This is a genomic window from Pseudomonas sp. o96-267 (genome assembly GCF_003935465.1).
In the GTDB taxonomy this organism is placed as follows: Bacteria; Pseudomonadota; Gammaproteobacteria; order Pseudomonadales; family Pseudomonadaceae; genus Aquipseudomonas; species Aquipseudomonas sediminis.
Genome location: NZ_RHQP01000049.1, coordinates 1887 through 26877, shown reverse-complemented (window position 1 = coordinate 26877; position 24991 = coordinate 1887). Strand labels below are relative to the sequence as shown.

24 protein-coding genes and 1 pseudogene are annotated in these 24991 nt (G+C 54.3%); 15 read left to right on the top strand and 10 right to left on the bottom strand.

Annotated features, from left to right (window positions below; translation table 11 throughout):
- Both EGJ86_RS25225 and EGJ86_RS25150 read left to right on the top strand, forming a co-directional pair.
- Positions 1–229, top strand: a 229-nt coding sequence (locus tag EGJ86_RS25225) for a hypothetical protein (RefSeq protein WP_148100093.1), incomplete at its 5' end; no start/stop codon positions are given.
- 558 nt (positions 230–787) lie between these two features.
- Positions 788–964 carry a hypothetical protein gene (locus EGJ86_RS25150; RefSeq protein WP_177432928.1) on the top strand — a complete coding sequence of 59 codons (177 nt, stop codon included), beginning with the start codon at positions 788–790 and terminating at the stop codon, positions 962–964.
- A gap of 236 nt (positions 965–1200) precedes the next feature.
- Here the strand turns inward: EGJ86_RS25150 and EGJ86_RS23155 are convergent, their stop codons facing one another.
- The 3 genes from EGJ86_RS23155 to EGJ86_RS25220 all read right to left on the bottom strand — a co-directional run bounded on the left by EGJ86_RS23155 (position 1201) and on the right by EGJ86_RS25220 (position 7266).
- Positions 1201–1776, bottom strand: a complete 576-nt coding sequence (locus tag EGJ86_RS23155) for a hypothetical protein (RefSeq protein ID WP_125836773.1) — start codon at positions 1774–1776, stop codon at positions 1201–1203.
- Between the two features lie 2 nt (positions 1777–1778).
- The gene (locus EGJ86_RS23150; RefSeq protein ID WP_125836772.1) at positions 1779–6656 is read right to left on the bottom strand and encodes a type ISP restriction/modification enzyme; all 4878 of its coding nucleotides are present in this window, start codon (positions 6654–6656) and stop codon (positions 1779–1781) included.
- 169 nt (positions 6657–6825) lie between these two features.
- Entirely contained in the window at positions 6826–7266 is a 441-nt protein-coding gene (locus EGJ86_RS25220) for a hypothetical protein (RefSeq protein ID WP_218565894.1), read from the bottom strand.
- Positions 7267–7369: 103 nt separating this feature from the next.
- Between EGJ86_RS25220 and EGJ86_RS23135 the strand changes: the two genes are divergently transcribed.
- The 3 genes from EGJ86_RS23135 (at position 7370) to umuC (ending at position 9392) form a co-directional block, all read left to right on the top strand.
- Positions 7370–7579, top strand: a complete 210-nt coding sequence (locus tag EGJ86_RS23135; RefSeq protein WP_125836771.1) for a carbon storage regulator — start codon at positions 7370–7372, stop codon at positions 7577–7579.
- Positions 7580–7683: 104 nt separating this feature from the next.
- Positions 7684–8121: a S24 family peptidase gene (locus EGJ86_RS23130; protein WP_125836770.1), complete on the top strand. Its 438-nt coding sequence runs from the start codon at positions 7684–7686 to the stop codon at positions 8119–8121.
- A complete protein-coding gene (umuC, locus tag EGJ86_RS23125; RefSeq protein WP_125836769.1) occupies positions 8118–9392 on the top strand; it encodes a translesion error-prone DNA polymerase V subunit UmuC in 1275 nt (424 codons plus the stop codon). The genes EGJ86_RS23130 and umuC overlap by 4 nt, the downstream gene beginning before the upstream one ends.
- Positions 9393–9498: 106 nt before the next feature.
- On the opposite strand, the gene EGJ86_RS23120 is transcribed toward umuC, so the two are convergent.
- From EGJ86_RS23120 to EGJ86_RS23105, 4 genes are read right to left on the bottom strand one after another with little or no spacing between them, the layout of a single operon-like run.
- Entirely contained in the window at positions 9499–9786 is a 288-nt protein-coding gene (locus EGJ86_RS23120; protein ID WP_125836768.1) for a hypothetical protein, read from the bottom strand.
- A gap of 4 nt (positions 9787–9790) precedes the next feature.
- On the bottom strand, positions 9791–10264 hold the full coding sequence (locus tag EGJ86_RS23115; protein WP_125836767.1) for a 3'-5' exoribonuclease: 474 nt from the start codon (positions 10262–10264) through the stop codon (positions 9791–9793).
- The gene (gene mobF, locus EGJ86_RS23110) at positions 10264–13179 is read right to left on the bottom strand and encodes a MobF family relaxase (protein WP_125836766.1); all 2916 of its coding nucleotides are present in this window, start codon (positions 13177–13179) and stop codon (positions 10264–10266) included. Before mobF ends, EGJ86_RS23115 begins: the two co-directional genes overlap by 1 nt.
- Positions 13176–13502 (bottom strand): hypothetical protein, encoded by a 327-nt coding sequence (locus EGJ86_RS23105; RefSeq protein ID WP_125836765.1) that lies wholly within the window; start codon positions 13500–13502, stop codon positions 13176–13178. Before EGJ86_RS23105 ends, mobF begins: the two co-directional genes overlap by 4 nt.
- A gap of 666 nt (positions 13503–14168) precedes the next feature.
- On the opposite strand from EGJ86_RS23105, the gene stbB reads away from it, so the two are divergent.
- Together stbB and EGJ86_RS23095 are read left to right on the top strand one after the other, a co-directional pair.
- Positions 14169–14897: a StbB family protein gene (stbB, locus tag EGJ86_RS23100; protein WP_125836764.1), complete on the top strand. Its 729-nt coding sequence runs from the start codon at positions 14169–14171 to the stop codon at positions 14895–14897.
- On the top strand, positions 14890–15318 hold the full coding sequence (locus tag EGJ86_RS23095) for a hypothetical protein (protein WP_125836763.1): 429 nt from the start codon (positions 14890–14892) through the stop codon (positions 15316–15318). The genes stbB and EGJ86_RS23095 overlap by 8 nt, the downstream gene beginning before the upstream one ends.
- Before the next feature lie 104 nt (positions 15319–15422).
- Here EGJ86_RS23095 and EGJ86_RS23090 read toward each other — a convergent pair whose 3' ends face one another.
- Entirely contained in the window at positions 15423–15737 is a 315-nt protein-coding gene (locus EGJ86_RS23090; protein ID WP_125836762.1) for a hypothetical protein, read from the bottom strand.
- 213 nt (positions 15738–15950) lie between these two features.
- Between EGJ86_RS23090 and EGJ86_RS23085 the strand changes: the two genes are divergently transcribed.
- The 4 genes from EGJ86_RS23085 to EGJ86_RS23070 all read left to right on the top strand — a co-directional run bounded on the left by EGJ86_RS23085 (position 15951) and on the right by EGJ86_RS23070 (position 20420).
- On the top strand, positions 15951–17036 hold the full coding sequence (locus tag EGJ86_RS23085) for a hypothetical protein (protein WP_125836761.1): 1086 nt from the start codon (positions 15951–15953) through the stop codon (positions 17034–17036).
- A gap of 671 nt (positions 17037–17707) precedes the next feature.
- Entirely contained in the window at positions 17708–19195 is a 1488-nt protein-coding gene (locus tag EGJ86_RS23080) for a SulP family inorganic anion transporter (RefSeq protein WP_034019483.1), read from the top strand.
- A gap of 14 nt (positions 19196–19209) precedes the next feature.
- Positions 19210–20061: a universal stress protein gene (locus EGJ86_RS23075; RefSeq protein ID WP_125836760.1), complete on the top strand. Its 852-nt coding sequence runs from the start codon at positions 19210–19212 to the stop codon at positions 20059–20061.
- Positions 20061–20420 (top strand): TraR/DksA C4-type zinc finger protein, encoded by a 360-nt coding sequence (locus tag EGJ86_RS23070; RefSeq protein ID WP_004574007.1) that lies wholly within the window; start codon positions 20061–20063, stop codon positions 20418–20420. Before EGJ86_RS23075 ends, EGJ86_RS23070 begins: the two co-directional genes overlap by 1 nt.
- A 150-nt stretch (positions 20421–20570) precedes the next feature.
- Here the strand turns inward: EGJ86_RS23070 and EGJ86_RS23060 are convergent.
- Positions 20571–21434, bottom strand: a pseudogene (locus EGJ86_RS23060) (IS1182-like element ISCfr1 family transposase); the annotation flags it as partial.
- Here EGJ86_RS23060 and EGJ86_RS23055 point away from each other — a divergent pair.
- The 4 genes from EGJ86_RS23055 (at position 21433) to EGJ86_RS23040 (ending at position 23820) form a co-directional block, all read left to right on the top strand.
- Positions 21433–21717: a hypothetical protein gene (locus EGJ86_RS23055; protein WP_125836759.1), complete on the top strand. Its 285-nt coding sequence runs from the start codon at positions 21433–21435 to the stop codon at positions 21715–21717. The pseudogene EGJ86_RS23060 and the gene EGJ86_RS23055 sit on opposite strands and share 2 nt — an antisense overlap.
- Positions 21718–21858: 141 nt before the next feature.
- Complete coding sequence (locus tag EGJ86_RS23050) at positions 21859–22539, top strand: hypothetical protein (RefSeq protein WP_125836758.1); 681 nt, start codon at positions 21859–21861, stop codon at positions 22537–22539.
- A 36-nt stretch (positions 22540–22575) separates the two neighbouring features.
- Entirely contained in the window at positions 22576–23103 is a 528-nt protein-coding gene (locus EGJ86_RS23045) for a DarT ssDNA thymidine ADP-ribosyltransferase family protein (RefSeq protein WP_125836757.1), read from the top strand.
- A gap of 15 nt (positions 23104–23118) precedes the next feature.
- Positions 23119–23820, top strand: coding sequence for a hypothetical protein (locus EGJ86_RS23040; RefSeq protein WP_125836756.1), 702 nt, complete (start codon positions 23119–23121; stop codon positions 23818–23820).
- A gap of 310 nt (positions 23821–24130) precedes the next feature.
- On the opposite strand, the gene EGJ86_RS23035 is transcribed toward EGJ86_RS23040, so the two are convergent.
- A partial coding sequence (locus EGJ86_RS23035; RefSeq protein ID WP_148100095.1) for a transposase occupies positions 24131–24991 on the bottom strand: 861 nt, incomplete at its 5' end.

Sequence of the window (24991 nt, the reverse complement as noted above, 5' to 3'; positions counted from 1 at the left end):
TCAACAGCTGAACTGGGACAGCGAGGGAGTGGGTTCAAAAGCAGCTGCGCTGGTAGACTTATCCACAGTTGCTGGTAACAAAATCAGCAATCCGCCCTGGGTCAAATTTCAATCGGCAGGGTGGGTCAATTTTCCATCAGCGCCAACACCTATCGGCACCGTGGGATCTCCCGAATGGGTTGGGAGGGTTCGTGAAAGTTGGACGAAATCGCCCCAGGTTTTTGCGTAAAGGTAGCGGGTGTGTTGGAATTTTTTGCTTTTTTTGTTGTGTGAGGAGTTAAAACGCTGCGGCCCTAGTGCTGCGTGGCTTTCAGTGGATTTAATGGGCGTTTGCAAATTGTCAATCGCGACCGTTCGTCGGATTATGAGAGTAGGGGGGGTTAAAAAATTTTTTAAACGACGGATCTCTATATTTGAGAGCAAAGAAAAAGCGAGTCCCTGCCAGGCCCCTCCTTTGGCGAACTTTTCCCAGGTACTGCCAGGCAAGGATGCCCGTACCAGCATCGTAAACAGATAGCTGAGATGAGTTGCCGGAAGGCAGAGAGAGGGAGCTCGTCTTCTTCGCAGCCGACAGGCTGCGGCTTAAGGTTTGAAATCAAAAGCAGCGCGAGCGAGAATTTTTTTGCCTTGAAGCTGGTAGGGGGTTGTGGCTCACAACCCCCTACCAGCTTCAATCCTGCCTGAGCGCTAGCCGGCTACGCGGCTATTCTGCGGGGTATTAGCCAACCAGTGAGGCTAGTGTGCGGGGGCTCGGTTGAGGGCGTAGTGCTGAACGAGGAGGGGAACAATGATCCAGCTCGATCTCAATACCAATGATGCTGAGGCACTCCTGCATCACGCTCGGACATTTAGACCGAACAGCTCTGATCCGCGCGAAGACATGCGGCTACAGGACGCTCTGGATGACCTGATTGAGGCGATTGAGCGGCATTTTCTAGAGGTCGCTCTACAGCGCGGAGACTGACCCTGGGCTCACTCATATGATGCTGATATCGGAACTTGAGCGCCGGCATAGTGCAGGGCAGGGATCATTGCCCAGACTGTTGAAGCGTTGGAGTCTCCGGATAGGTGGTTCCCCTCACATCAGGTGCGGCAGTATCAAGCAATGACAGCTCCGGCTAATGACTCTGTTCGGAGTCAATAACCGAGAAATTGGCATGCAATGACTTCATTTAGGGTCATTGCAGTACCCCATCATCGCTACCGTCCAAGCCTGAATGCGGCTGAGGCCAGAAGGTCAACCGCAACACCAATCGCAAACGTAGCATCACGCTGCAACGTGACTTGAGCAGGCGTTTGGCTATCCAGCGCACGCCGAGAAAGGCTCTCTGGATCATCGACACGGCGAAAGTGGGAAAGTGGGTTTCGCAACTCCATCAGCTGCTTTAACTGCCCAGCCAGCGATGGTTCGATCACGCCCTGTTCCACGCAGCGACTTAGCGTGTCCTGGAAGCCTATTTTCTTGGGTAGCTCTGGGGCATTCAGACTCAACGTCAGATGGCTCGCAAGCATCTGCTCAGCAAGCCCCTGGCATAGCATCACAGTCGCGACATAGTTGCCGTTAACGAAGCTGGAGCGCGCTTCAATCCACGCTGAATAGGCGACCTCTCCAGGGATCATCGTGCCCGTGCTGCCAAGGTTTGCGCAGAGGTCATTGAGCTGCTGAAAGCGCGCTACGCGTCCCCGCAGGTCATCATGCAGTTCCCCGATTAACCACTGGGCAGCCTGTAAGTCGCTCAGTGGAGAAAACAGCTCCTCCTGCTTCGGGGCTGCCACGATCAGATATCCAGTGCTGGCAGGCTGTTGACGATTTTCTGGGTTTCCAGGCTCACGGTGACCACGCGCTGGAACAGCTCAAGCGGGTACTTGGGGTTGCCCATGGTTTCGACGGCCCAGTCGTTGGCGTCGTTGACGATGCCGCTGGCCTTGTCGGTGCGCACGGCCTGGCGCTCCATCACCCAGTCCAGCGCGGCCTTGCCGTTCACCACATAGTCCCAGGCCGCCTCGGGGATCCCCTTGAGGGTGATGCGGTGGTTGTAGATGACAGTGGTCTTGTCGCCCTTCTTGGCGAACTTCATCTTCTCAACGCGGTAGTCGGCGTCGCTGAGCGTGCCCTTGGCCTCGATGGTCAGCGGGTAGGGCTCGACGGTTTCGTAGTTCAGGTGGAGGTCGCCCAGAGCGCGGCCTGCCTTGCTGAAGACCCAGAAATCGGCGGCCTTCTTCACTGCTGGAATGCGCGGCAGCTCCTTGCTGAGGTTGTCGGCAAAGCGCTCTCGGTATTCCGGAGAATGAAGGATGCCGTAGACGTAGTAGAAAAGGTCTTCCTTGTTGATCGCTTCGCTAGGATAGGCGCTTTGGAAGTGAGCAAGGCCTGCATCTGTGATGGCATCACGACGGCGCAGACCGCCTTCAGGCGGCGCGGCAAAAAGGTCGCCTTTGGACTCCTGGGCGGCTTGGTCGTAAAGGTACAGGGGGAAGCATTGAGCACCGCCATCAGGCTGGTCGCTAGTTGGAGAATTTGAGATGAAGGCAAAGTGGCCTTCACCCCTCCAATTTCCTTTAACGCAAATAGCTACATTTGGGGAACTAGCATCGGGGAAGATGCGAGGCATCTGAAGCACCATCTCGTTGAAGGTGCGGCTGAAATAAAGCCATTGCTGGGTGAATGGCCGGTAAAACGAAGCCACCAACGATGCTGGGTCAAATTCGAAGCGCCTTCCCTTAACCAGCTCCTGCTTGAGTGCTCGCGTCCAGCTGATACACGTTAGATTAGTGTTGATGAAGCTATCTACAACCTCCGCTCGCTGCTTTCTGTCTAGCCCCGTGTTGGTCTTGTCGAAACGCTCAGCCTCAGCATTGTAGAAGCTGATCATGCGGCTCATGTTGCTTGCTAGATCGGTACGGCTGGAGTTGTAAGCCCAGGCATCACGACCAGTCTGTAATCCTCGCGAATAGCTGTCGAACAGTGTCGTATCTGATGAAGCCCCTTTGTCACCCATAGCGATGAATTGTCCGAAGCTATCATCGCGTTGCTTGAGCCAATCCCCGTACTCATCCGGTGCGATCTGCTGCCATGCCTCGATACCAGCCACACTGGCAAAGCCTGAAATCTTCTCAAGCTTTTCCTCACGACTGAGGTAATCGCCAATGTCATGAAAATAGATCTGGCCGTGGGCCTGTGCGCTGGGATTCTTGACTAGCAGCGAGATGGCAATAGGGGCGCGACTGCCACTTCCAAATATCTTTCCACCCTCCTTGCGCGAGGTTTCCCCACTGGTGCGTTGGTTGCCTCGAAGATGGAACACATAAAGGCTGGAGAACTCATCGGCAAGACACTTGCGCAGGCCGTCTGCGGTATTGGCTTCCACAAAGCCCGCGTTGGTGACGAACCCGATTATGCCGGCATCGCCAATACGGTCACTGGCCCAGCGAATTGCACGGATATAGCTGTCATACAGGGCGTTTTTGAGAGTGGCTTTTGAGCCAGCCGCGTAGGTAGTACGAATGCGCTCATCAAGCGTTGGGTACTGGATGTTGGCGTTGTTATCGTTTGCACTCGTCTGGCCAGCCGAATACGGCGGATTGCCCACAATCACCCGAATATCCAGCTCCTTCTGACGCTTGCGCCGGGCACTGTTGTCCTCCAGCAGCGCATCCACTAGGTCGTCCTTTTCATACATCTGGAAGGTATCGGTCAGGCAGATTCCTTCGAACGGGGTGTACTCGTCGATCACTTCGCCATGGTAGGCAGCTTCGATATTGATGGCAGCGATGTAGTAGGCCAGCAGTACCAGCTCGTTAGCGTGGATCTCGTGCTTGTACTTGTGCGGCAGCTCTTCCGGTTTGATCAGGCCCGATTGGATCAGGCGGGTGATGAAGGTGCCGGTGCCCGTGAAGGGGTCGATGATGTGGACGCCCTTGCTGCCCAGGGTCTGGCCGAACTCCTGTTGCAGCAGGTGGTTAACGCTGTGAAGAATGAAGTCGACCACCTCGACCGGGGTGTAAACGATGCCCAGGCGCTCGGTCATCTTGGGAAAGGCGTTGCGGAAGAACTTGTCGTACAGCTCGACGATGATCTTCTGCTTGCCCTGGGCATTGTCGATGCCGGCAGCACGCTGACGCACGCTGGCGTAGAACTTTTCCAGGGTGTCGGCTTCCTTGGCCAGATGGTGCTCATGCAGCGCGTCCAGCACGCCTTGCATGGCCTTGGACATGGGGTTGTGGCTGGCAAAGCTGTACTCGTCGAACAGCGCATCGAACACCGGCTTGGTTACCAGGTGCTGGGCGAGCATTTCGACAATCTCGCCATCGCTGATGCTGTCGTTGAGATCGTCGCGCAGTTCGGCGGCGAAAGCGTTGAAGGCGGCCCGCTCCTGGGTGTTAGCCGGGTTCTCTAGAATGCCCTGGATACGGTCGATATGGGTGCGAGCGATCTTGGCAATGTCGTTGGCCCAGTCTTCCCAATGATGGCGGTTGCCGCACTTCTCGACGATCTTGGCGTAGATGGCCTTCTCGATTTCGCCGACCTCGTAGGTCAGCTCGGCCTGCTGAGTCATCTGGCCGGGAGCATCATGGTTCTTGCTACCGATCCCGTACTGGCCTTTACCGGCTTTGCCGTTGCTGGTGCCGGTGGCTTTCTTGGCCTTCTTCTCGGCCTTGTCGGTGATGGCGATGACTTCCATCTTGCGTGGGTCGGAGCCGATCAGATCGAGCTTGTTGACCATGGCGTCGAAGCTGTCGTCGTGCGAGCGCAGCGCCTGGAGCACCTGCCAGACAACCTTGTAGGTCTGGTTATCGTTGAGTGCTTCGTGCGGCTCCATGCCGGCTGGGATGACCACCGGCAGCACGACATAGCCGCGCTTCTTGCCCGGTGCGTTGCGCATCACCCGGCCCACCGATTGCACCACGTCCACTTGGGAGTTGCGTGGGGTGAGGAAGAGCACGGCATCCAACGCTGGCACGTCCACACCCTCAGACAGGCAGCGTACGTTGCTGAGAATGCGACAGGTGTTGGCCGGAGGTTCCTCCTTCAGCCAATTGAGCTTGGCTTCCTTGGCGCTGGCATTCATGCCGCCGTCCACGTGCTCGGCCTCGCAAATCAGGCGCGAGGCTTCGTCGATGTTTTCGGACTCCTGATAGGCCTCGACCACCGCCTGGAACATGCTGGCGATGTTGATCGAGCTGACTTTGTGCTTGGTGCCTTTGTAGTTAGGCGAAATAACCTGGCAGAAGGCCACGGCGCGCTTCATTGGCTCATCATCGCCAATGAGCTGCTCGTGTAGGCCCTGCTTGGCCAATGCCTTCCAGCAGCCGACGATCTTGGCGGCGTCGTCCACCTTGAGCTGGTTGTCTTCGTCCTTCAGCAGTTCCTGAAGTCGGCGGTTAATGACGCTCTCTTCAACCGTGAGAACCAGTACCTTGTAGTCGGTGAGCAAGCCACGCTGAACGGCCTCTGAGAAGTTGATGACGAACAGCTCTTTGCCATACAGCGCTTCGTCATCCATTGAGCACAGGGTGACTTCGCCGGACTCGGCCTTGATCTTGGCGTTGTCGCCGTAAATGCGAGGCGTAGCGGTCATGTACAGGCGTTTGGCCGCGCGGATGTAGTCGCCATCATGAACGCGCACGAAGTTGCTTTCGTCATCGTCGCCAAAGGTGGCCCCGGTAGTGCGGTGCGCCTCGTCGCAGATCACCAGATCGAAAGCGGGCAGGCCATGGTCTGCCTGGGCACGGCTGATCACGTCGATGGAGTGATAGGTGGAGAACACCACACTCATGTGTTCGGCATCGTGGCGTTTGAGCATTTCTGCCGCGAGGCGATCCGCCTTGGTAGTGGCCGGATAACGCAGTTCGTGGGTGAACACCTGAACCGCGTCATCCTCTGCCTTGCGTTTCTTACCTACGTCGCTGTCAGAGCAGACGGCAAAACTGTGGAGCGGGGTGGCGCTTTCCTGCGTCCACTCGGTGAGTGTCTGTGACAGCAGCGACAAGCTGGGCACCAGGAACAGTACACGCTTGCCCTTGCCAGCTTGCTGCTCGGCGATCTTCAGGCTGGTGAAGGTCTTGCCGGTACCGCAAGCCATGATCAGCTTGCCGCGCTCGGCATCCTTCAAACCGGCAGCTACGGCATTCAGAGCAGTCTGCTGGTGATCGCGCAGCTGCTTGCGTGCCTTGAGCACCACCGCCTGGTTGGGCTGGTATTTGGCCCAGTCGATCTGGCTGTCTTCCAGGGCTTGCAGGTCGATCTTGCTGACCGGAGGCTGCTGGCCCTGCAAAGCGTCCTCGGCGTGCTCGCTCCAGTTGTTGGTAGTGGTGACGATGATGCGGTGCGAAAACGGCGCCTTGCCCGAGGCAGTGAAGAAGCTGTCGATGTCCTTCTTCTGAACTTTGTAGTCCTCGGCGTACAGCTTGCACTGGATGGCGTGATACTCGCCGGTGCCTTGGGTGCGCGCCACCAGGTCGATACCCGCGTCCTTACCGCTGAGGCCCTGCTCCTTGGCCCAGTCAGCGTACATCCACACCTTGTCGTACAGATCACGGTAGGTGGCTTCGTTGCGCAGGTAGGCGCAGATCAGCTCCTCGAAGTAGGTGCCTTTTTCGCGTTCAGTGACTGAGGCGGAACGAAAGTTATCGAGCAGAGCGGAGAGGGCGGACATTGCGAATTCCTTTTGATTACAGCTAGCGCAGATCTCAGGCGCTGAATCTTTCCATCTTATCAACAGGCGTCTCTGTGAGCAGCCAAAAGAAATTCCGGGAGGATCGTGTGAGCATATGGGGTTCTATTCTCAAGAATAGGCGACCTCGCTACGTCCCAGGTGGATGTCGTCACTCGCCGTTCAGCATTGTCAGCAGCGGCCAGCGATCATGTATCCATGCATGCTCCGCTGGAGGTGTCGTTGTCACCACATAGACTCTCTGCTGTTCTCCTTCACCGATCACCAGACACTCCAGTCCGAAGCCTTCCGGTACATCGAACCAGTGTGATATCCGATTCTTCTCACCTGGTTGACCTTCCTTCTCCATGAAGCGTTGAACGATGCCGAAGCCACGGCGAGGCCGGTACTTATCCCAGCCACCTGACTGCACCGTGCTGAGCTTCGCCCAGCCACCTGGTGGGCCGTAGCCAGGTTGCTCGCTGCGTCTACCCCAAGTGATCCAGTCCAACTGGCCGCTGCCCTCAATCAGCACAGGGATAGCTGCCTTTGGGTTCGGGAAGTAGATCTTCCAGACCTTGTCGGCCTCACGGGCCTCTAGACCTCCGCACATACCTGGCTCCTCTCGCTGCGCAGTTGCACATTCGACATCCGTAACCTTGTTCTAGACTGCCGAAGCAGGAAGCACATCGCCTCATTAGCAAAGGACTTGCCCCATGGGATATCTGACTGTGACTCGCCGTGAAGGCGAGATGATCCGCCTGACCATCGACCCTGGCGTCGATACCGAAAAGCTCCTCAAAGAGCTGCTGCGCGATGGAATCACCGTGCATGTCGGTGCTTTCCAAGGCCAAAGCCAGGTACGCATCAGCATCGAGGCGCCCAAGCAGGTGCTCATCCTCCGGGATGAGCTAATCGACGCCTGATCGCTGGGCACTCCCTCTTGTCGGAGTTGCCTTGGTCTTCGGTTGACCGATTCATCTTCTTTTTTATACTGTACATATATACAGTTTTTTGCGGAAGTGCTCAGATGTCTCTTTCCATCCTTGCCCGGGGCGAACGTCTGCGAGAGCGCCTGCTCGCCGATGTGGCTGATCTTCGTATCACCGGCTTCCAGTCGCCTGCTGAAGACGAGAAGGAGGAAGGGCTCTCTCTAGATCGCCTCACAGGACTGGGAGCTCCGCATGTCTGGGGCGTGCGCGTACTTGATGACACGCTGCTGGGCTTCGGGATCTTCCCCGGTGATCGACTGATTGTGAACAGAGCAGCAAGCCATCTGGACGACAAGTTGGTGGTAGTCGACCTAGGTGGAGAGGGCTACCGGGTGCGACTAGTTCAACGCGACTTGTTCGGAGGTCGCTGGCTTAAGGCCGCAGATCCCACTGTTCCCGATTTCCAGCTCGATGGTGAAGAGATCATCGAGGTCTGGGGTGTGGTGTCCTGGGTGGTCAGCTGTGTGGCGTCATGATCATTCCGCGCCAAGTATTTGCACTGATCGACTGCAACTCGTTTTATTGCAGCTGCGAGCGCATCTGCCAACCCGAGCTCAAGCGCCGACCTGTGGTGGTGCTCTCCAACAACGATGGCTGCGTAATCGCTCGCTCAGCTGAGGCCAAGGCGCTGGGCATCGGCATGGGCGCTGCATACTTCAAGGTGCGCGATGAAATGCGCCGCCAAGGTGTGGTCGCGCTATCCAGCAACTACACGCTGTACGCCGACATCAGCAACCGGGTGATGCGCGTGATGGCCGACATGCTGCCAGGCATCGAGGTGTATTCCATTGATGAGGCATGGGGCGACATGACCGGTGTGGCTGATCCCGAGGCGTTGGGCCGCAGCATCCGCGAGCGCCTGGCTCGTGAGATTGGTATGCCGGTTGGCGTGGGCATCAGTACGACCAAAACCCTGGCTAAGTTGGCGAACTGGGCGGCGAAGAAGTGGAAAGGCACTGGTGGTGTGCTCGATCTGACTGACCCTGTCCGCCAGGAGAAGCTTCTTCGCTTGGCTCCCGTGTCTGAGGTTTGGGGTGTAGGTCATCGCTCGGCGGCCAAGCTGGTGGCCCTGAATATCACCACGGCATGGGATTTAGCCCAGTTCGATATTGGCACTCTGCGCAAGACGTTCGGTGTGACCATGGAGCGCACGGCGCGTGAGTTGCGGGGTGTGAGCTGCATCGGACTCAACGGAGGCCCACCGCCAAAGGAGGCAATCGGCAGCAGCAAAATGTTTGGTGTGCGCTTGACGGAGTTGCCCCCGATTCGCGAGGCCCTGGCCGCCTACGTAACCCGTGCCGCCGAGAAACTACGGGCTCAGAGCTCGCTGTGCAGCACAATCCAGGTGGGTCTCCAGACTCAATTGGCAGATACCGATGGGCCGCGTTACGCCAACGCAATCACCCTAGCTCTGCCTGCTGCAACTGATGATACTCGCGAGATTCTTGCGCTCGCCCAGCGGGGCTTAAGTCAAATCTACCGGCCAGGGTATCCCTTCTCAAAATGCAGCATCCTGCTGATGGATCTGAGCCAGCGAGGAGAGCTGACGCCCGATCTGTTTGCGCCTAAACCAAGGCGTGGCGCCGACCGGCTCATGGCTGTTGTTGACCAGATTAATCAGCGTGAAGGCCGTGGCACTTTGCGCATTGGCCGTGTGCCTGCGAAACCTGCTTGGGCGATGCGTCGGGATATGCTGAGCCAGAGATACACGACGCGCTGGGATGAGGTGATCGGGGTGCGTGGGTAGGCAGTGGTCGCTGCACTTAGCCATCGTGGCTACCGGAGAGTTCCCCGCAAGCTTGGTTTTAGTCAGGGAGTGGTGGCCATGAGCGCCGGTTGCAAGCTGCCGTAGGTTATCGTTTGTGGCCTCGCAGACCGGCGATCACAACGCAGTTCATGCGTTCGCCATTTTCTCTCCGCGCCATAGCTTTAAAGCCTGTCAGTTTTTCGCCAGGGGCTTCTACCTCAAGGTTGTCCGGGGTATCGAAAAGGCCATCATAGTCAGCGGCATTCAGAACCTTGGCTACTGTCTTTGTGGACAGCGAGTGAACTGGGTCGTAACCGTTTTCGTAGCCCTCCACGAGAACTTCCGTATCGGCAGGGTAATCGCTGAGTAGCTGAATCAGTTGAGCGACATTCATCGGTTCACTCCAGGTTTACGGTGCCAGGGCTGTGGATATGGTGCTCCACGATTGCTGCTAGCTGCCGAGCGTCTAAAAGTGCATGGTGCGGGGCATCGTCGAGATCTCCAATATCGCCTTGCATTCCAGCTGGGATGCTACCCGCCTCAATACCTTCAGGGAGGCCTTTTGACCCCGCCAACCCAAGGAGCAGTGGCCAATCCCAGTTCATGGCGTCGCTGATGATTTCAGCGTGGCCAATCAAACTGAGAAATGAGAGTAACTCCCTCCTGGCCTGCTCTGTACTCCTACCGTAGCGGGGCAAGTCGAGCTGGGGCAGAACGATGGATCGAGTGAAGTCGGAGCATTCGTCTTCCGTCCAGTTGTCCACCAGCTCTACATAGAACTCCTGACCGTCCTCCGAAACCAAAGCAAGGCTGATCAGTTGGTAGGTAAGGGGGTTGAGTTGTGTAAATTCCGTATCCAAGTACAGGCGCATCAGGCGTGCTCCGGCGAAGGTGATACCGCTAGATGTGATCTTGGAGTGGCGCTGTGGCGATGCTTTACGACACGCGAATCATCGACTGATGCATCAGCTAGCGGCCAAGACGATTTGGAGCTCTGAATAGTTTTTCCTGTCTGCCTGACAATGCCCAAGCGTACCCTGAGACGCTCAATCAGGAGGTTTAGCTTTGTCCGTGACCCCGGTTGAGGCGTGGGGATGCTAATTGGATTTGCTAACGGATCTGGGGCGGCAGGCTGAGGTGTTTCGGTTTTATCAGAGTATGAAAAATGAGCTCCGGCCTTCTCCAGTAATTCTTTTACTGCTGGTTGCTGGGTGCGGATGGCTGTCTCATCTAATCCAACGGGTAGCTTGAGCACTCGCCTCTTCGTTTCTGGATCAGCGTCAAGTGCCGTCATTTTTGACTTGAACGCACTCGTTCTGTTCGCGAATGCGGATTCGCACACCGGGGACAGGTAAAACGGGCAGGCCTCTTTGGCGCGCGTGAACGCGACGTATGCAGAGCGGCGATCCGTTGTTTCGCTCACCAAGTAAAACGCATGTTCGACAGTGAGCCCTTGGGATTTGTGCACGGTCATGGCGTAAGCGTGATCCAGCTTATCGTAGTCGCCAAGCCGCCAGCATATTTCCGCGCCGGAGCGATCCAGGCGAGCATGTAGGAGCGTTTCTACCTGGGATTCATCAGTGCTCGACTTGCGAAATTCGATCCGAGTGACGCTTGCACGGTCTCCGTTGAAGACTGGGGTGCCATCAAGCTTTGCGTTTTTGCGCAGCATGATGCGGTCGCCCGGACAAAGCGCAAGCTGTCGGGTATACCCTTTGTCACTGCTCACCTGGATAACCTTTTCGGCTGAACTGTCCAGCTCGCCGTTTGCCATGCGTATTTCTCGTACGCGTTGGTTGAGCATGGTCACGTCACGGTTGCGATCAGCGAGCAGGAGGATTTCGTTCCAGACAGTGCCTTTCTTGTGCACCTGAACAGCATCGATGAGCATTTGATCAATAGGGGATGGTTGGTCAGGGCTGGCGACGCGGAGTAACCCACGCTGCTGCATCATTGCCGGTGCATCTTGAGTATCTGAGAACCAGGCCTGACTGATTTCCCTGTCCGCGCTGTCGCGCTGGCGAGCTATCTGCTCAAGTCGTGCAGAGCCCAGATGCTGGGTGAGCATGTGCAGCGTTGAGGCAGAACCAACAGCCTCAAGCTGCTTGGAATCCCCTACCAGCACTATTTTTGCTCCTGCTGCTTCCACATGGCTTAGGAGCTTGTGGAGTGTGCGCGTATCAACCATTCCGGCTTCATCCAGCACTATCACGTCACGGTTGCACAGGTTGAATGGTTTTTTATCGCTACCGTTCTCCAGTCGCATAAGCAGTGCATGGATAGTCTGCGAATCAATGCCAGAGCTTTTTTGCAGCTCGGCTGCCGCTGCGCCTGATGGTGCAAGGCCAAGTACGCGATGCCCTGCTGAGCTGTAAGCAATTTTGAGTGCAGCGAGTGACGCAGACTTTCCGGTACCCGCAGCGCCCTGGATGATCGAGATCTGCCTGCCCGAAGTGGCGTGCACCATGGCCTGAACCTGTTCATCGCGAAGCGGAAAGCCTTTCTCTTGTTCGCATTGCCGCAGTGCCAGCTTGATTTGCAGGTCGGACAGGGCGAAGTGCTGACTATGGCCTGACGCTTTGCGAGCAAAGCGCAGCAGATCGACTTCGAGCTGCCTGAAGGTTTCGGTCGTAAATAATGGTTCTGCTCCAGGACTGGCTGGCAGACGCACAACTCCCAGCTGCTGCGCGACGGCAGACTCAATTTCGGGGAGTGATCCGATTCCGCCGTGGAGGATGCTGAGCATCGCGACAGCACGGTCAAGATCATGCTTTTTGAAGACGCTGCTGTTCTTGAAGACCATGGCCTCGACGGCTAGCAAAGTGGCTGGCGTGAGATCTCCCTGGGTGGGGGAAAGATCTGAAAGGCAGGATTTCCATTCCTGACGCAGTACCGTTCCTTCCACCCCTGCCTTGGTTTGGCGTGTTCTTTTGGCGACAGCTCGCGCTGCGTCCGCACCTGAAGCTCCCATGGCTTGCAGGCCATCCTGAATTTCCTGGCGGCGTGTCGAAAAGCGCATGACAGTATTGCGATCAATGCCAGCGACAACCAATCCACTACGTTCAGGAGCGCACTCAAGATGATCAGCTACTTCTGGAAGATCGCGTTGCAGGATGCTGGCGAGGCTGGCATCAAACAGAGCTCCAATCTCAACCTGGCGTCGGTATAGCTCACGGGCATCAAGTGTTCTCCACTGGCCGTCGATGCCTAGAATCAAATTGGGGATTTCGGCGTGGACGTGAAGATGCGGTTCTTGGTTGCGATTTGTGAAGTGGAGGTATGTCGCAGCAACGACCTCACCAGGATGCGTCTCGCTTCCTTGCGCACCTGTTCGGTATGCAAAGTGGCCACCTTCTTCGAGGTGCTGGATGGTGCGGCTGGCGGCCTCCATCATCGCTTGCTCAAATTTGATCTGCTGATCACGGGGGAGGGTGGCGTAAAGCAATGAGAGCGATTTTTCGACGTTGAATGATGTGGAAAACCCGGCCAGGGCGTGATTGTCAGTTTGTAGTTGAGTTTGTCTTGTCTTGCTACAGAACGCCTGATCAGTTCGAGGATTTATACCGGACATCAACGCTTGGTAGTCCCCAGGTCTGGGCATTATCCCTAGATTAAGCTTACGTGCCCCGCTTCCAACTAGAGCAGCCAGCAGTGTGTCGCTGTTGGGTTTAAAGTAATAGTCCTCTGACCCTGATCGAGAATAAGTTAGTTCAAGGCCGATTTCATTGTATTCGGCTCGTGATGGAATATCTTTTGAGCAAAATTTATCAATTGTAAAAATGCTCATATCGTTTCCCCAGTCTCAAGAAGGGACATGACGCCTGTTTTGGCTCCCTCGGCTGCCGCATCTATTACCCTGTTGCTTAGTAGCGAAATCGAATGAGCGATTTCGTCTCGAATAAGTTGAGATGTGGGGCTGTCTAGTCTGATTGTATTAGTGCTTTTTAATGATAGTTGGCGGGTGATCAAGGCCGCCAAGTCGTCTATATCAATGGCGTTTAGAATTGTCTCAAGAATACGGCTTTGAGCTACATCCAAGGATTTGGCGAGATTATCTATCGCTACCTGGGTTGAGTGGTTGTTAATGCTTTGGCTGTAAATCTTTCTCATGGCATGCCTCGTTAAATATGCTTACTACGCATTTAGTAAATGCATATGAGCATGCATTGGTGCAACTGCATGTTTGTGGGCTGGGGTTTTACGCTGATGCAACCTTCGAAGAAGGTGCAGCAGTGTTAAAAGTTTTTCGTTCTTGTTTTCGTGCTTTCGATTGCTTTCGTTTGTGGTCTCGTGTGCTCACGTGTTGCCTTGAGCTTTCACGTGCAATGGTATGTTTCCAAGAAATCTTGTTTATATAACCAGTATTCCAAGTCTGTAAACTTCTATTGTTATGTGAGTGTGCGCATAATGGTTAAAAAGAGGGGGTGGTATGTCGAAGGGGCAGGCAAGAATAGCTCTACATTCCAAGCGTGATTTTTTGAGCGAATCGTTAATGGCGTATAAAACGTTGCAGGAGATTAGAGATTGTCTGGCAAATGATGGGGTCACTATTTCTCTATCGAGTCTATATCGATTTTTGGTTAATGACATGAAAGAGGAATATGAAATCTATTTGAGGATCGCGGGGCGAGGGTTGATCAGGAATAGGAGTGGTCTCGATGCTACTGTGCAGCGAGAGCTAAGTAGAGTTGAGGGTGTAGGGTTGCCAGTGGCTAGGAAGGAGTCAATTAGTAATCCGGTTGAATTATATAAATTTTTTAAAAATAGGTGATTATTATGAAGGTGGTTGTTGCGGGTATCAGTGGGAATCAAGGTAAGTCTACATTGTCAGCTCATATGCTTGTTCCGCGAATGAACGGTGCAAAGCTATTGGTTGTGGAGTCAATTAATCAGGACTCTCGTGACTTAGTGAGCGCTTCTGGAATGTTAAGGGGCGAGGAGTTCAAGAAGATTTATTTGGAAATGGTAGTGAACGATGATCTGGTCGTCGATGTTGGTGCCTCCAATTCTGAAGCATTTTTCGAGGGACTGACGTCATTCAATGCTGGCCATGACGAGGTCGACCTGTTCATGGTTCCGGTTGTTCCTGGAGCTAAAGAGCAAGCAGAGTCCATTCTAACTGCGCGTATGCTGGCTGCGATGGGGGTGGAAAAGGAGCGAATCAGAGTCGTTTTTAATAGGGTCAAAAGAGACGTTTCTGAGGAATTTCCTGAAATTATCTACGCAGCTGAAAGCACGGGGGAATTCATTGCGGATCCACGTTGCATGGTTTTCGAGAATGATATTTATGCGGATCTGGCTGATTTGAAGATGAGTATTAAGGTCGCTTGTGAAAAGCTTGTACCAAATCTAAAGGAAATAAAAGAGGGGTTGAGGAAGCATGCGTCCAGTCCTGATGAATATTATCGACTGGTAAAAATGCTCAACGTTGGCAAGAAGGCAGAGTCTACTTCGCGTCAGCTTGATGAGGCTTTCTTGGTTTTGTGTGGAGGTGGGTATGAGTGAGTTTAAGCGACCCTTGACAAGACATGAAAACCAAATTCGGCTTCTCTATGAGTACGTTGATGAAATTATAGGAAGGTTGGATTTCATAAATGCATCTGTTGATAAGCTTGAGCGCTTAGAAGTCATGCTTCATGGGGCTGAAGGGGCTCCTGGATTAATCGAGATCATCGAGTGGCTTTCCTTTGAAGCCTCAAGGGTGGAACGCATTGGAACTGAACTGTCGAGTAACTCGTCAAAGGAGTTGGATGAGCGGGTGTTAAGGATTGAGGAGCTGTTGGCCGCGTGCTCGAAAAGACGGGCAGTAAGAAAAAAGAAAAATTCCGTAGGCAGTTTCGGATGGATATTGGCGTCTTTCTTACTGCTGATAGGAGGTGTGATGGGGGGCGGAAGCTTCTGGTTTGTGCAGACGTGGATTAACTAGTAGTGGTGCGTGGGAAGGATCCAATAAATGGCCTTTGAGCTAAAAAAGCCCGAGCGAGGCTGCGGGCTTAAGTGGGTCTATATTTACTCAGTGGTTACTATTGGTTAGCTTTTGATTTTCCTCATGATCTCTTTAAATTCGGATTTCAGGGCTTGAGAAACTTTGGACTCCAAGTCGTAGATGTCCTCATCCTCAATGACTGCTCCGAAAAGCTGGGTTTTCTCTGCGGCGGAAAGGCCGGAGATGTCAATTGCATCCGATGGGGCGCCAATTCCAATGTCGAAATCCTGTCGGTTCCATTCGGTTGGAGTTATGTGCCACCTTATCGGGCCAGTGTTATCAATTTTAATCGAAATGTTAGCCCAGGCATTGGTAGAGCCTTCATTTTCAATCGAATAGTCAAGCAGCTGGATTAGCATTGCTAACTCCTATATGTAAGTGGGAGTGATACAGCTGCCTGTTCGGCAGAAAGCACGGACATGCGTCAATGCTGGGTGTTGATGTTTAATATAGCAGTTCTCTCGAATGATGTATTGGTAAGCGTAGATCGTTTTTCCATGGCTGACTCGTGGGCAGCTGTGATGGGGTATGATGGCATAACCGTGCGTACCATTCTGTTAAGGACAGTGCTGATGTCAGACAACCATTTGACCCTTGCCAAACGGTTTTGGGTTGATGATCTACCGGGGGCTTCAGTCACTGGTTCACGCCTGTCTAACCTATTAGAAACTGTTTCCCACGGTAAATCATTGACTGCCCTAGGGCTGCGCTTTCTGACTGAAAATGGGCTCAAGAGTCTGGCGCAATTCGTTGCTGGCGATATTTCTGAATCACAGTTTCTTCAGCTTGCACCGATTGAGCAGTCGTATAGGGTTGCAGCTGCTTTAGAGCGCCAGAAGACTGTTGATCAACAGAGGCAGGTTGAGCGGGAGGAGGCTGAGGCTCGCCACGCAGCCATGATGGCTCGCCTCCATGCCGAGAGGCTTCAGCGAGAAAGCGATCCGAAATATATAGCTCGTCAAAGAAATCGCGAGCTGCGAGAGCGGTATGGTGTTGACGGCTTCGTCGATGAGTCTGATTTCAGGCAACTGATGGCGATTTTGCGCAAGCTGGACGGTGCAAAGCGTCTTTCAGAAGAAGACGCAGTGTGGCTGAAAAGCGAGGGCAGGGAATACGCAACTGAGGAAATCCTCCATGCCCACAATCGGCTTGAGGCCAACTACTACCTGGGCGAGTTTCGCAAGGCGGGAGATATCTGGCAGTTAGTGAATGCTAGTGGTCACCTGCGCAAATGCGATGCCTCGCAGGAAGCGCATGATCTCCTGAATAAGATCCAGGATGGTGCCCTAAAGCAAGCCAAGCTGAAGTCGGCGGTTCGCACCACCCATGGTGGCGTGATGCGCGATCTAGGTCGCTATAACGATGCACTCCAGTTGGCGGATGAAGCGCATCGGCTTTTGCCGAATAGTTTTCGACCCTGCACTCTTCTGGGGGCATTGAATATTGAGTTGGGGCACATCGCCTTGGGCCATGACTGGTATTCGAAGGCTGAGGAGCGGGGCGCTAAACCTGGCAGCATCGAGTCAGAAATTCGATCTCTGTTAGGGCGTATGCCGCATGAGAAACGAGATTCTGTGATTGGCCAACTGCTGAATATTGATCCTGTTCAATATTCTTGGCTGCGCAAGAAGCCCGCTGCGAAAGACCGCCGCCGCTGAGGGCACAGGCGGAACGGGGAAAGGCCCTGATGCAAGCCTGCGTCTATGCCATGCCGTCATGGCCGCACATGGCGAGGCCTGCTTTGAGAATGGAACAGACGCTTCCCCAAGGATTAAGTGACTCTTTGCTTGCTCAGCGCTGATACGCGGTGCGGGGATTCGCAGGTATTGGATGCGTAATTTCACCCACCTGACCGGTCTTTTGCATTGGCGCTGATCACTGTGTGCATCTGACTTGACCACCGGAAAACAGCGCCGCAATAGGCAGAAAGCGGCCAACAGCGGACACCCGTGAGCTTCACCGAGCAGCGCCAAGTAATTGAGATAGTGCGCGAGGCTCAGACTGAGATCCAAGCATGACGCCTGGCCAGGCGTGATTCGCAAAAACAGCTCTAATCCTGTAGAATCATGCCGGTTTAGGTTTCTAAAGCCTCTCGATAAGACCTTATGCTTACCCTGCAAAACATGATCTGGCTGCCTACGCCGCCATAGCGCTTCGCCCCCCGCATCATCTGTGACCGCTTGCTCTGCCAGCGGTAACGCTCTGCTGTGCCTTCGGTTTCAACACCCGTCACAGCGCCCCCTACATCCGACAATTTGACCTCGTATCGACCAGCTGCACTTGGCCTGCGCCATGCTGTGCTGCGCGATCCATTGCCTTGGGAATTCTGATGCTCCACTCGTTAAAGCAAACCTGGTTATCCAACATCCGTGGCGACATCCTCGCCGGTCTTGTGGTCGCACTGGCCCTAATCCCTGAAGCCATCGCCTTCTCGATCATTGCCGGCGTCGACCCCAAGGTTGGCCTGTACGCATCCTTCTGTATCGCTGTGGTGATCGCCTTTGTCGGTGGCCGCCCCGGAATGATCTCGGCAGCAACCGGGGCCATGGCACTGCTGATGGTGACACTGGTCAAGAATCATGGTCTCGAATACCTGCTGGCGGCCACGTTGTTGTGTGGTGTGTTGCAGATCGTCGCCGGTTACCTGAAGCTCGGCTCACTGATGCGCTTCGTCTCGCGCTCGGTGGTGACCGGCTTCGTCAATGCCCTGGCGATCCTGATCTTCATGGCTCAGCTACCCGAGCTGACTAATGTCACCTGGCACGTCTATGCCATGACAGCCGCGGGCCTCGGCATCATCTATCTGTTCCCCTACGTCCCCAAGATCGGCAAGCTCATCCCATCGCCGCTGGTGTGCATCATCGTGCTGACCGCCGTTGCCATGTCGGTTGGGCTGGATATCCGCACTGTCGGTGATATGGGTCAACTGCCGGATACGCTGCCAATCTTTCTCTGGCCTGACGTGCCGCTGACGTTCGAAACGTTGGCCATCATCTTCCCTTACTCGGCAGCGCTGGCCGTGGTCGGCTTGCTGGAGTCGATGATGACCGCGACCATTGTCGACGACCTGACCGACACCCCCAGTGACAAGAACCGCGAGTGCAAGGGCCAGGGCGTGGCCAACATTGCTTCGGGTCTGATCGGCGGTATGGCCGGCTGCGCGATGATTGGTCAGTCGATCATCAACGTGAAATCTGGCGGTCGTTCTCGCTTGTCGTCCCTTGCCGCAGGCGTATTCCTGCTGCTGATGGTGGTATTCCTTGGCGATTGGCTAAAGCAGATCCCGATGGCTGCGCTGGTGGCAGTGATGATCATGGTGTCCATCGGCACTTTCAGTTGGGATTCGCTGCGCAACCTGAAGAAGCACCCGCTGTCGACCAACATTGTCATGGTCGTCACCGTTGTGGTCGTGGTGGCCACCCACAACCTTGCCTTCGGCGTGTTGGCCGGCGTGCTGCTGGCCGCGATGTTCTTCGCCAACAAGGTTGGCCATTACATGGCGATCAGTTCTTCGCTGGACGAAGCCGGCGAGCATCGTAGCTATAACGTCACCGGCCAGGTGTTCTTCAGCTCGGCTGACAAGTTCGTCGCTGCCTTTGACTTCAAGGAAGCCCTGAACAAGGTAACCATCGACCTGAATCGCGCCCACTTCTGGGATATCACCGCCGTAGCTGCCCTGGACAAGGTGGTTATCAAGTTCCGCCGCGAAGGCACCGAAGTTGAAGTGCTGGGACTCAACGAAGCGAGCGCCACTATTGTGGATCGCTTCGGTGTTCACGATAAACCCGACGCCATTGATCAACTCATGGGCCACTAAGAAGGAGAGCAACGATGACCCACGTAATTGCCTGTATCGACGGTTCCACCTCGGCTCCAGCTGTGTGCGACTACGCGGCCTGGGCCAGTCTGAGCCTGGAAGCGCCGCTGACCTTCCTGCATGTGTTGGATCAGCGCCAGTACCCGGTTGCAGCGGATCTGAGTGGCAATATCGGGCTTGGCAGCCGCGAGCATCTGCTCGATGAGCTTGCTTCCCTGGATGAACAGCGCGGCAAGTTGGCCCTTGAACAAGGGCGGATCATGTTAGTGGCCGCGAAAGAGCGGGCCATGGCGGATGGTGTGACCGCGCCTGAGTCCAAGCAGCGTCATGGCGATCTGCTGGAAAGCTTGCAAGAGCTGCAAAGCGAAACGCGCCTGCTGGTCATCGGTCGCCAGGGCGAGTCTAGTGGCAATCCGAGTCAGCATGTCGGAAGCCAGCTGGAGAGCGTGATTCGTATCATGCACCGGCCAATCCTGGTTACCCCGGCCAGCTTCCAAAAGCCCAAGAGCGCGATGCTTGCATTCGATGGCGGCGCTACTACCCGCAAGGGTGTGGAGATGCTGGCAGCCAGCCCGCTGCTTAAGGGGCTGCCGATCCATCTGGTCATGGTTGGGCCCGTGAGCGATGAAGCGTCCGCGCAGCTGGACTGGGCGCAGAAAGTGCTGATCAATGCCGGATTCACTGTTCGTGCCGAGACCCGGAACGGCGAGATAGAGCCTACCCTGCACGCCTATCAGAAAGAGCATGGCATTGATCTGCTGGTGATGGGGGCCTATGGCCATTCCCGTATCCGGCAGTTCCTGGTCGGTAGCACCACGACCAGCATGCTCCGCACCACCATCAGTCCGCTGTTACTGCTGCGCTAATGGCCATGGACGACGCCCTCGATCTTGCCCATTTCAAGACCCTGCTGGAGCAGCGGGCTGCCGAGCTGGATCGATTGCTGGAAGACGCTGAGTCTCGCTCGCAATCGGTAGAGCTGGATCAAAGCAAGGTAGGGCGTTTGTCGAGAATGGATGCACTCCAGCAGCAAGCAATGAACGATGCCATCCGCAGTCGGGCGCAGCATGAACGCGTCCGCCTCCAACTGGCCCTCAAGCGTTGGCACGAGGGTGAGTATGGCTGGTGTAACCAATGCGGCGAGTTGATCGCCTCGGGCCGCCTGGAATTTGATCCGGCCACGCTGCTGTGCATCACCTGTGCGAGTCGCACTGAGTCGGGTTGAAATCGTCACGATTCGTGGCGTCAGCCCCAATTAACGAGATTTCTATGTATTTGTTGGCAAAAAACTGGCTGGGCCGAACACGGAAAACAAGCGCCTGGATGTGGGCACTGCTGTGCCTTGTATTGCTTACCGTATTCCAAGTCCGCACCCATCGATGTCCTTCTCTTCGACCATCCAGGCCAGCATCGGGGCAGTGCCATAGGCGGTGTCGCCGATGAGGCGTTCCGGTGTTAGGTCGAACTGCGCTTCGACACGCTCGACCATCGTCCTGGTCGAATCGACTTCGGCGGTACGGTGCGCCGGGGTAGCTTCCACGTCCATGATCACGCCGTGCTCAGTGTCGATCAGGTAATTTGTTGAGTAGGCAAAGAAAGCCGGGCCGCCTGGTGCTGCTGTCCAACGGGACTGAGGATCGGTGAGCGAAATTTTCTTGGGAAGAGCTTCAGCCAGCGCCTCTTCATCAAGGGCTTCGAGGTACTCGCGCACGGCGCGGCTGCTGAGAGTTGGATCACGCCAATCGACTTCATCTCCCGCTACCCCACGTTGCCGGCTGGCATCCGCCTTGATGATGCTGGCGTCGACGGCAAAACCTGCGCCCTTGACTAGGCCGGCTGCCATGCAGCGCCGAAGCACCTCATTGAACAACCAGCGGAACAGATCGCTGTCACGGAAACGGCCATGGCGATTTTTCGAGAAGGTCGAGTGATTGGGTACTTCGTCCTCCAGACCCAGCCGGCAGAACCAGCGATAGGCCAGGTTCAGGTGCACCTCTTCGCACAATCGCCGCTCGGAACGGATGCCATAGCAGTAGCCGACGACCAGCATGCGCACCATCAATTCCGGGTCAATCGAGGGGCGTCCGATGGGGCTATAGAAGTCCGCCAGGTAGGCGCGCAGATCACTGAGATCCAGGCACTGGTCGATGCTGCGCAGGAGGTGTTGAGCCGGGACGTGATCTTCCAGGTTGAACGAGTAGAACAGGCGCTGCTGTCCTCCCGGTAACTGTCCCATCATGCTGTTTGCCCCCACGCTCGCTGAAAGAGCAATTTTGCCAACGGCATTGGGAGGCAGCTACTTTTTCAACAGAATCGGCCAGAAGCGGCCACTAATTTCTTGGCAATCAACAGCAGAAAAAGCATTATGGAAACAACTTCTCACGCGCAGTCCCATCTTCGGCGGCATGGATGCCTTGCTTATCTCACACAAGCATTCATTCCTGCTAGCTTTGGCGACATGCTGTGAAGCGCGGGCTTATGCCGCATTCGGCTATAACTGGCTTATACCGCGTTCGATATAACGTCGCAGCAGAAGGGAGTGAAAGATGCATAAAACACTGATCCGCAAGAGAAAAGTCAACATTGTTAGCGAAATGTTAGGCTGCGTATTAGTCGAGCGTTCGGTCTAATCACTGTTAGGCTTTGAGAGCACATGAACTATGGTGAGTGACCCTTCAGTACATAATCATGCCGTTGAACGCTTAAAAGAGAGGCTCGGCGTAGACGAGTCATGGCTTATAGATGTACTGGAAAAAGGTAGATTTGTTTGGCTCAAGGGGTCTGGCGATAGCGGCAACGCAAAGAATGTTCGGTCTGGCCATCTCATATACCTTACAAATAGAGACGAATATTACGTTGTCGTGATGGATGATCGATCAAGACTTGCGATTACAGTGTTAACCGAAAATATGGCTCTTAATTCCTTTTGGGGGAAAGGATTGGATCAAGCCGCCAAACTCAAAGCCAAAAGATTAGCATTAGGCGAGGAAGTAGTACCCGACATTAACTTTCTGCTTTTATATGCAGAAGATAGAGGAGAGCTTTCGGTCACAGTACAGGCAAGAACCTTATCGCATGACTGGAAGCCAGTAGTGCGTTCTATATGCAAGACAAGTATTAAGCCGGAACAGATTGATATTGAAAGAAAGTGTTGCACATTGTCAGGCGAACAAATGGACGTAGTATCAAAATCAATTATCGAGAAAATAGAGAATAAAGAAATGCGCCCATACTGTGAATTGTCGGTCAGAACTGGGGGAGGGAAGACTGCATTACTTTCAAATCAAATAAATGTAGCTTCTGACCTTGAAAATGCAGAAATTGCCATGCGTTGGGAAAAATGAGTATAGACCGTGAGCCGAGAAACCCCATAAATACGGATGCCAAAAAGCTACGCTGCACTCAACTTTTCGGCTTCGTTTTTGTCAGGCATTCAGAGAGAAATATATATGCCGCTGTACCATTTCACTGATTCTCGAAATCTTGAGTCGATTAGAAGATATGGCCTATTGAGCTGGAAACGGCTTCTAGCTCGGGGCATGGCTCACTGGCCTGCGTCTAGTGAAGATTCCAGAAAATTGGATGCAAGATCAAATCTTGAAGACTATGTTCGGCTTTGTACTCGTAGAGAGCATCCCATGGCTGCCAGAGCGCTGTACGAGGGGCGAATTCAAGATTATGTTTGGCTTGAAGTAAGTGAAGTAGTTACCCGGTGGAAGGCAACACTTTATAGCAGCGATAATGCAGTTGCCCATCGCTCCATTATTAATAACGACCCTAGGACAGCGTTGGAAAGCTGCTCTGTTCAGGCAGAGGTTCTTGTTCTTGGTGGAGTTAATAGCAAGTGGATTACATTTCCAACTACACACCCAGCAGTAAGTGATTTTGACTTTGATATTCCGTTATAAAATAGAGATTTTGTTATGGCTGAGCGTCCAATATATAAACCATGCTACGAATCAGACTTGCTCGTGCAAACCGAGTTTGTAGAGTTCACATGGTATGCAGGAATGGCACCTTCGCAAAGACAAAAATCCGTTGAATCTTTGCACCAATCAGCTAAAGATTCTGGAATTTGCAGGCATCCACTTGAAGTATCTAGCAAATCATTGGAGCCGTTGGGTATTAAATTGAGCGCGTTCAACTTGACCGTTAAAACGGAAAAATACCAACGCGAATTCACGGTAGAGACAGCCTACCAATCGAGCAAAGTTTTTCAAAACGGCGGCCCATACAAGGAGCTATTGTATGGGACGTCCATTGAAGCAAAGAAAGACCAGAGATTGAAAGAGTCCGGCAGCCTAAAATACTTCGAGTTTTTTGGTGTTAAATGGCCATTGGAACCCAAAACGGCCTTTTATGATTGGGTTTACCTCAATGCATTAAGAAAAAATATATGGGTGTACGAGAAATTAGACGATTATGATGCCTTTACGGATATCGAGTTTAACCCCAAAAAATCAATTAATTGCCAAGCGTACTCCGTAGCGTTATTTAAATCATTGAGGGGGCGGGGTTTGCTTGATGACGCGCTAGAGAGTCAAGAATCATTCCTGGATATTGTTGGCGGAAGGCCCGTAAACAATGCCAACGAAAATACGAATATTCAGGGCAATCTTATTTGATCAGGAAGAAGCCTAACAAGGCCAGGCAGCGCGACGTAAAAACTTCCGCTTCGCTTCAGTTTTTCCGCGCCTGCTGGCGGCGTTAGGTTATCCGAGCAAAAGTGACCCGCCCCTCATTCCTCAGTCACTGTGAATGTCCGCTTCTGGCCGATTCTGTTGAAAAAGTAGGTTTCGGCGGCAGCCTGCCGATCAGGTGTGCCTGCTGTCGAAGTGGCTGCAAGCCACTTCAAGTTGCCTTCCGGCGTTTCGCTGAGCGTCCTTGCTCAGGTTTGAGGGTTAATTTGAGGGTTTCTGCTCGCAGCAGGCGTACCTATCCCGTGAGCGGTGGCCCTTGAGGCAAAAGCTTGGCCATGCGGCGCAGGTTCTGCACCATCGCAGCCAAGGTGAATTCGTCAGTGGCACCTGTAAGGCCACGCAGTCGTAAACGGTCGAGTTTCATGATCCGTTTGAGGTGGGCGAAAAGCATCTCCACCTTCTTTCGTTCGCAGCGAGAGACGAGGTACTCCGGAGTCTTGGCGATGCGTCGAGCCACATCGCGGGCAGCCTCATGGATGTTGCGGACGATCTTCCGATTCGGCGTGTTGGGGCAGCATTTCGCTTTCAACGGGCAGGTGACGCAGTCGGTTTGGCTGGAGCGGTAAATGATGGTGTTGGCCTTGGTCACCCGTGATCTTTTCCGGGTGAAGGCGCGCCATTCACTGCGTAGTGGTTTGCCGGCTGGGCAGCGGTATTCATTGGCCTCCTGATTCCAGTGGAAGTCGTTACTGGAGAGGCTGTCGTCCTTGCGCTCGGTCTTGTCCCACACCGGCACATGCGGCTCGATGTCCTTTTCTTCGACCATCCAGGCCAGCATCGGGGCAGTGCCATAGGCGGTATCGCCGATAAGGCGTTCCGGTGTGAGGTCGAACTGCGCTTCGACACGCTCGACCATCGTCTTGGTCGAATCGACTTCAGCGGTACGGTGCGCCGGGGTAGCTTCCACGTCCATGATCACACCGTGCTCAGTGTCGATCAGGTAATTCGTGGAGTAGGCAAAAAAGGCCGGGCCGCCTGGCGCTGCTGTCCAACGAGACTGAGGATCAGTGAGCGAAATTTTCTTGGGAAGAGCTTCAGCCAGCGCCTCTTCATCAAGGGCTTCGAGGTACTCGCGCACGGCGCGGCTGCTGAGTGC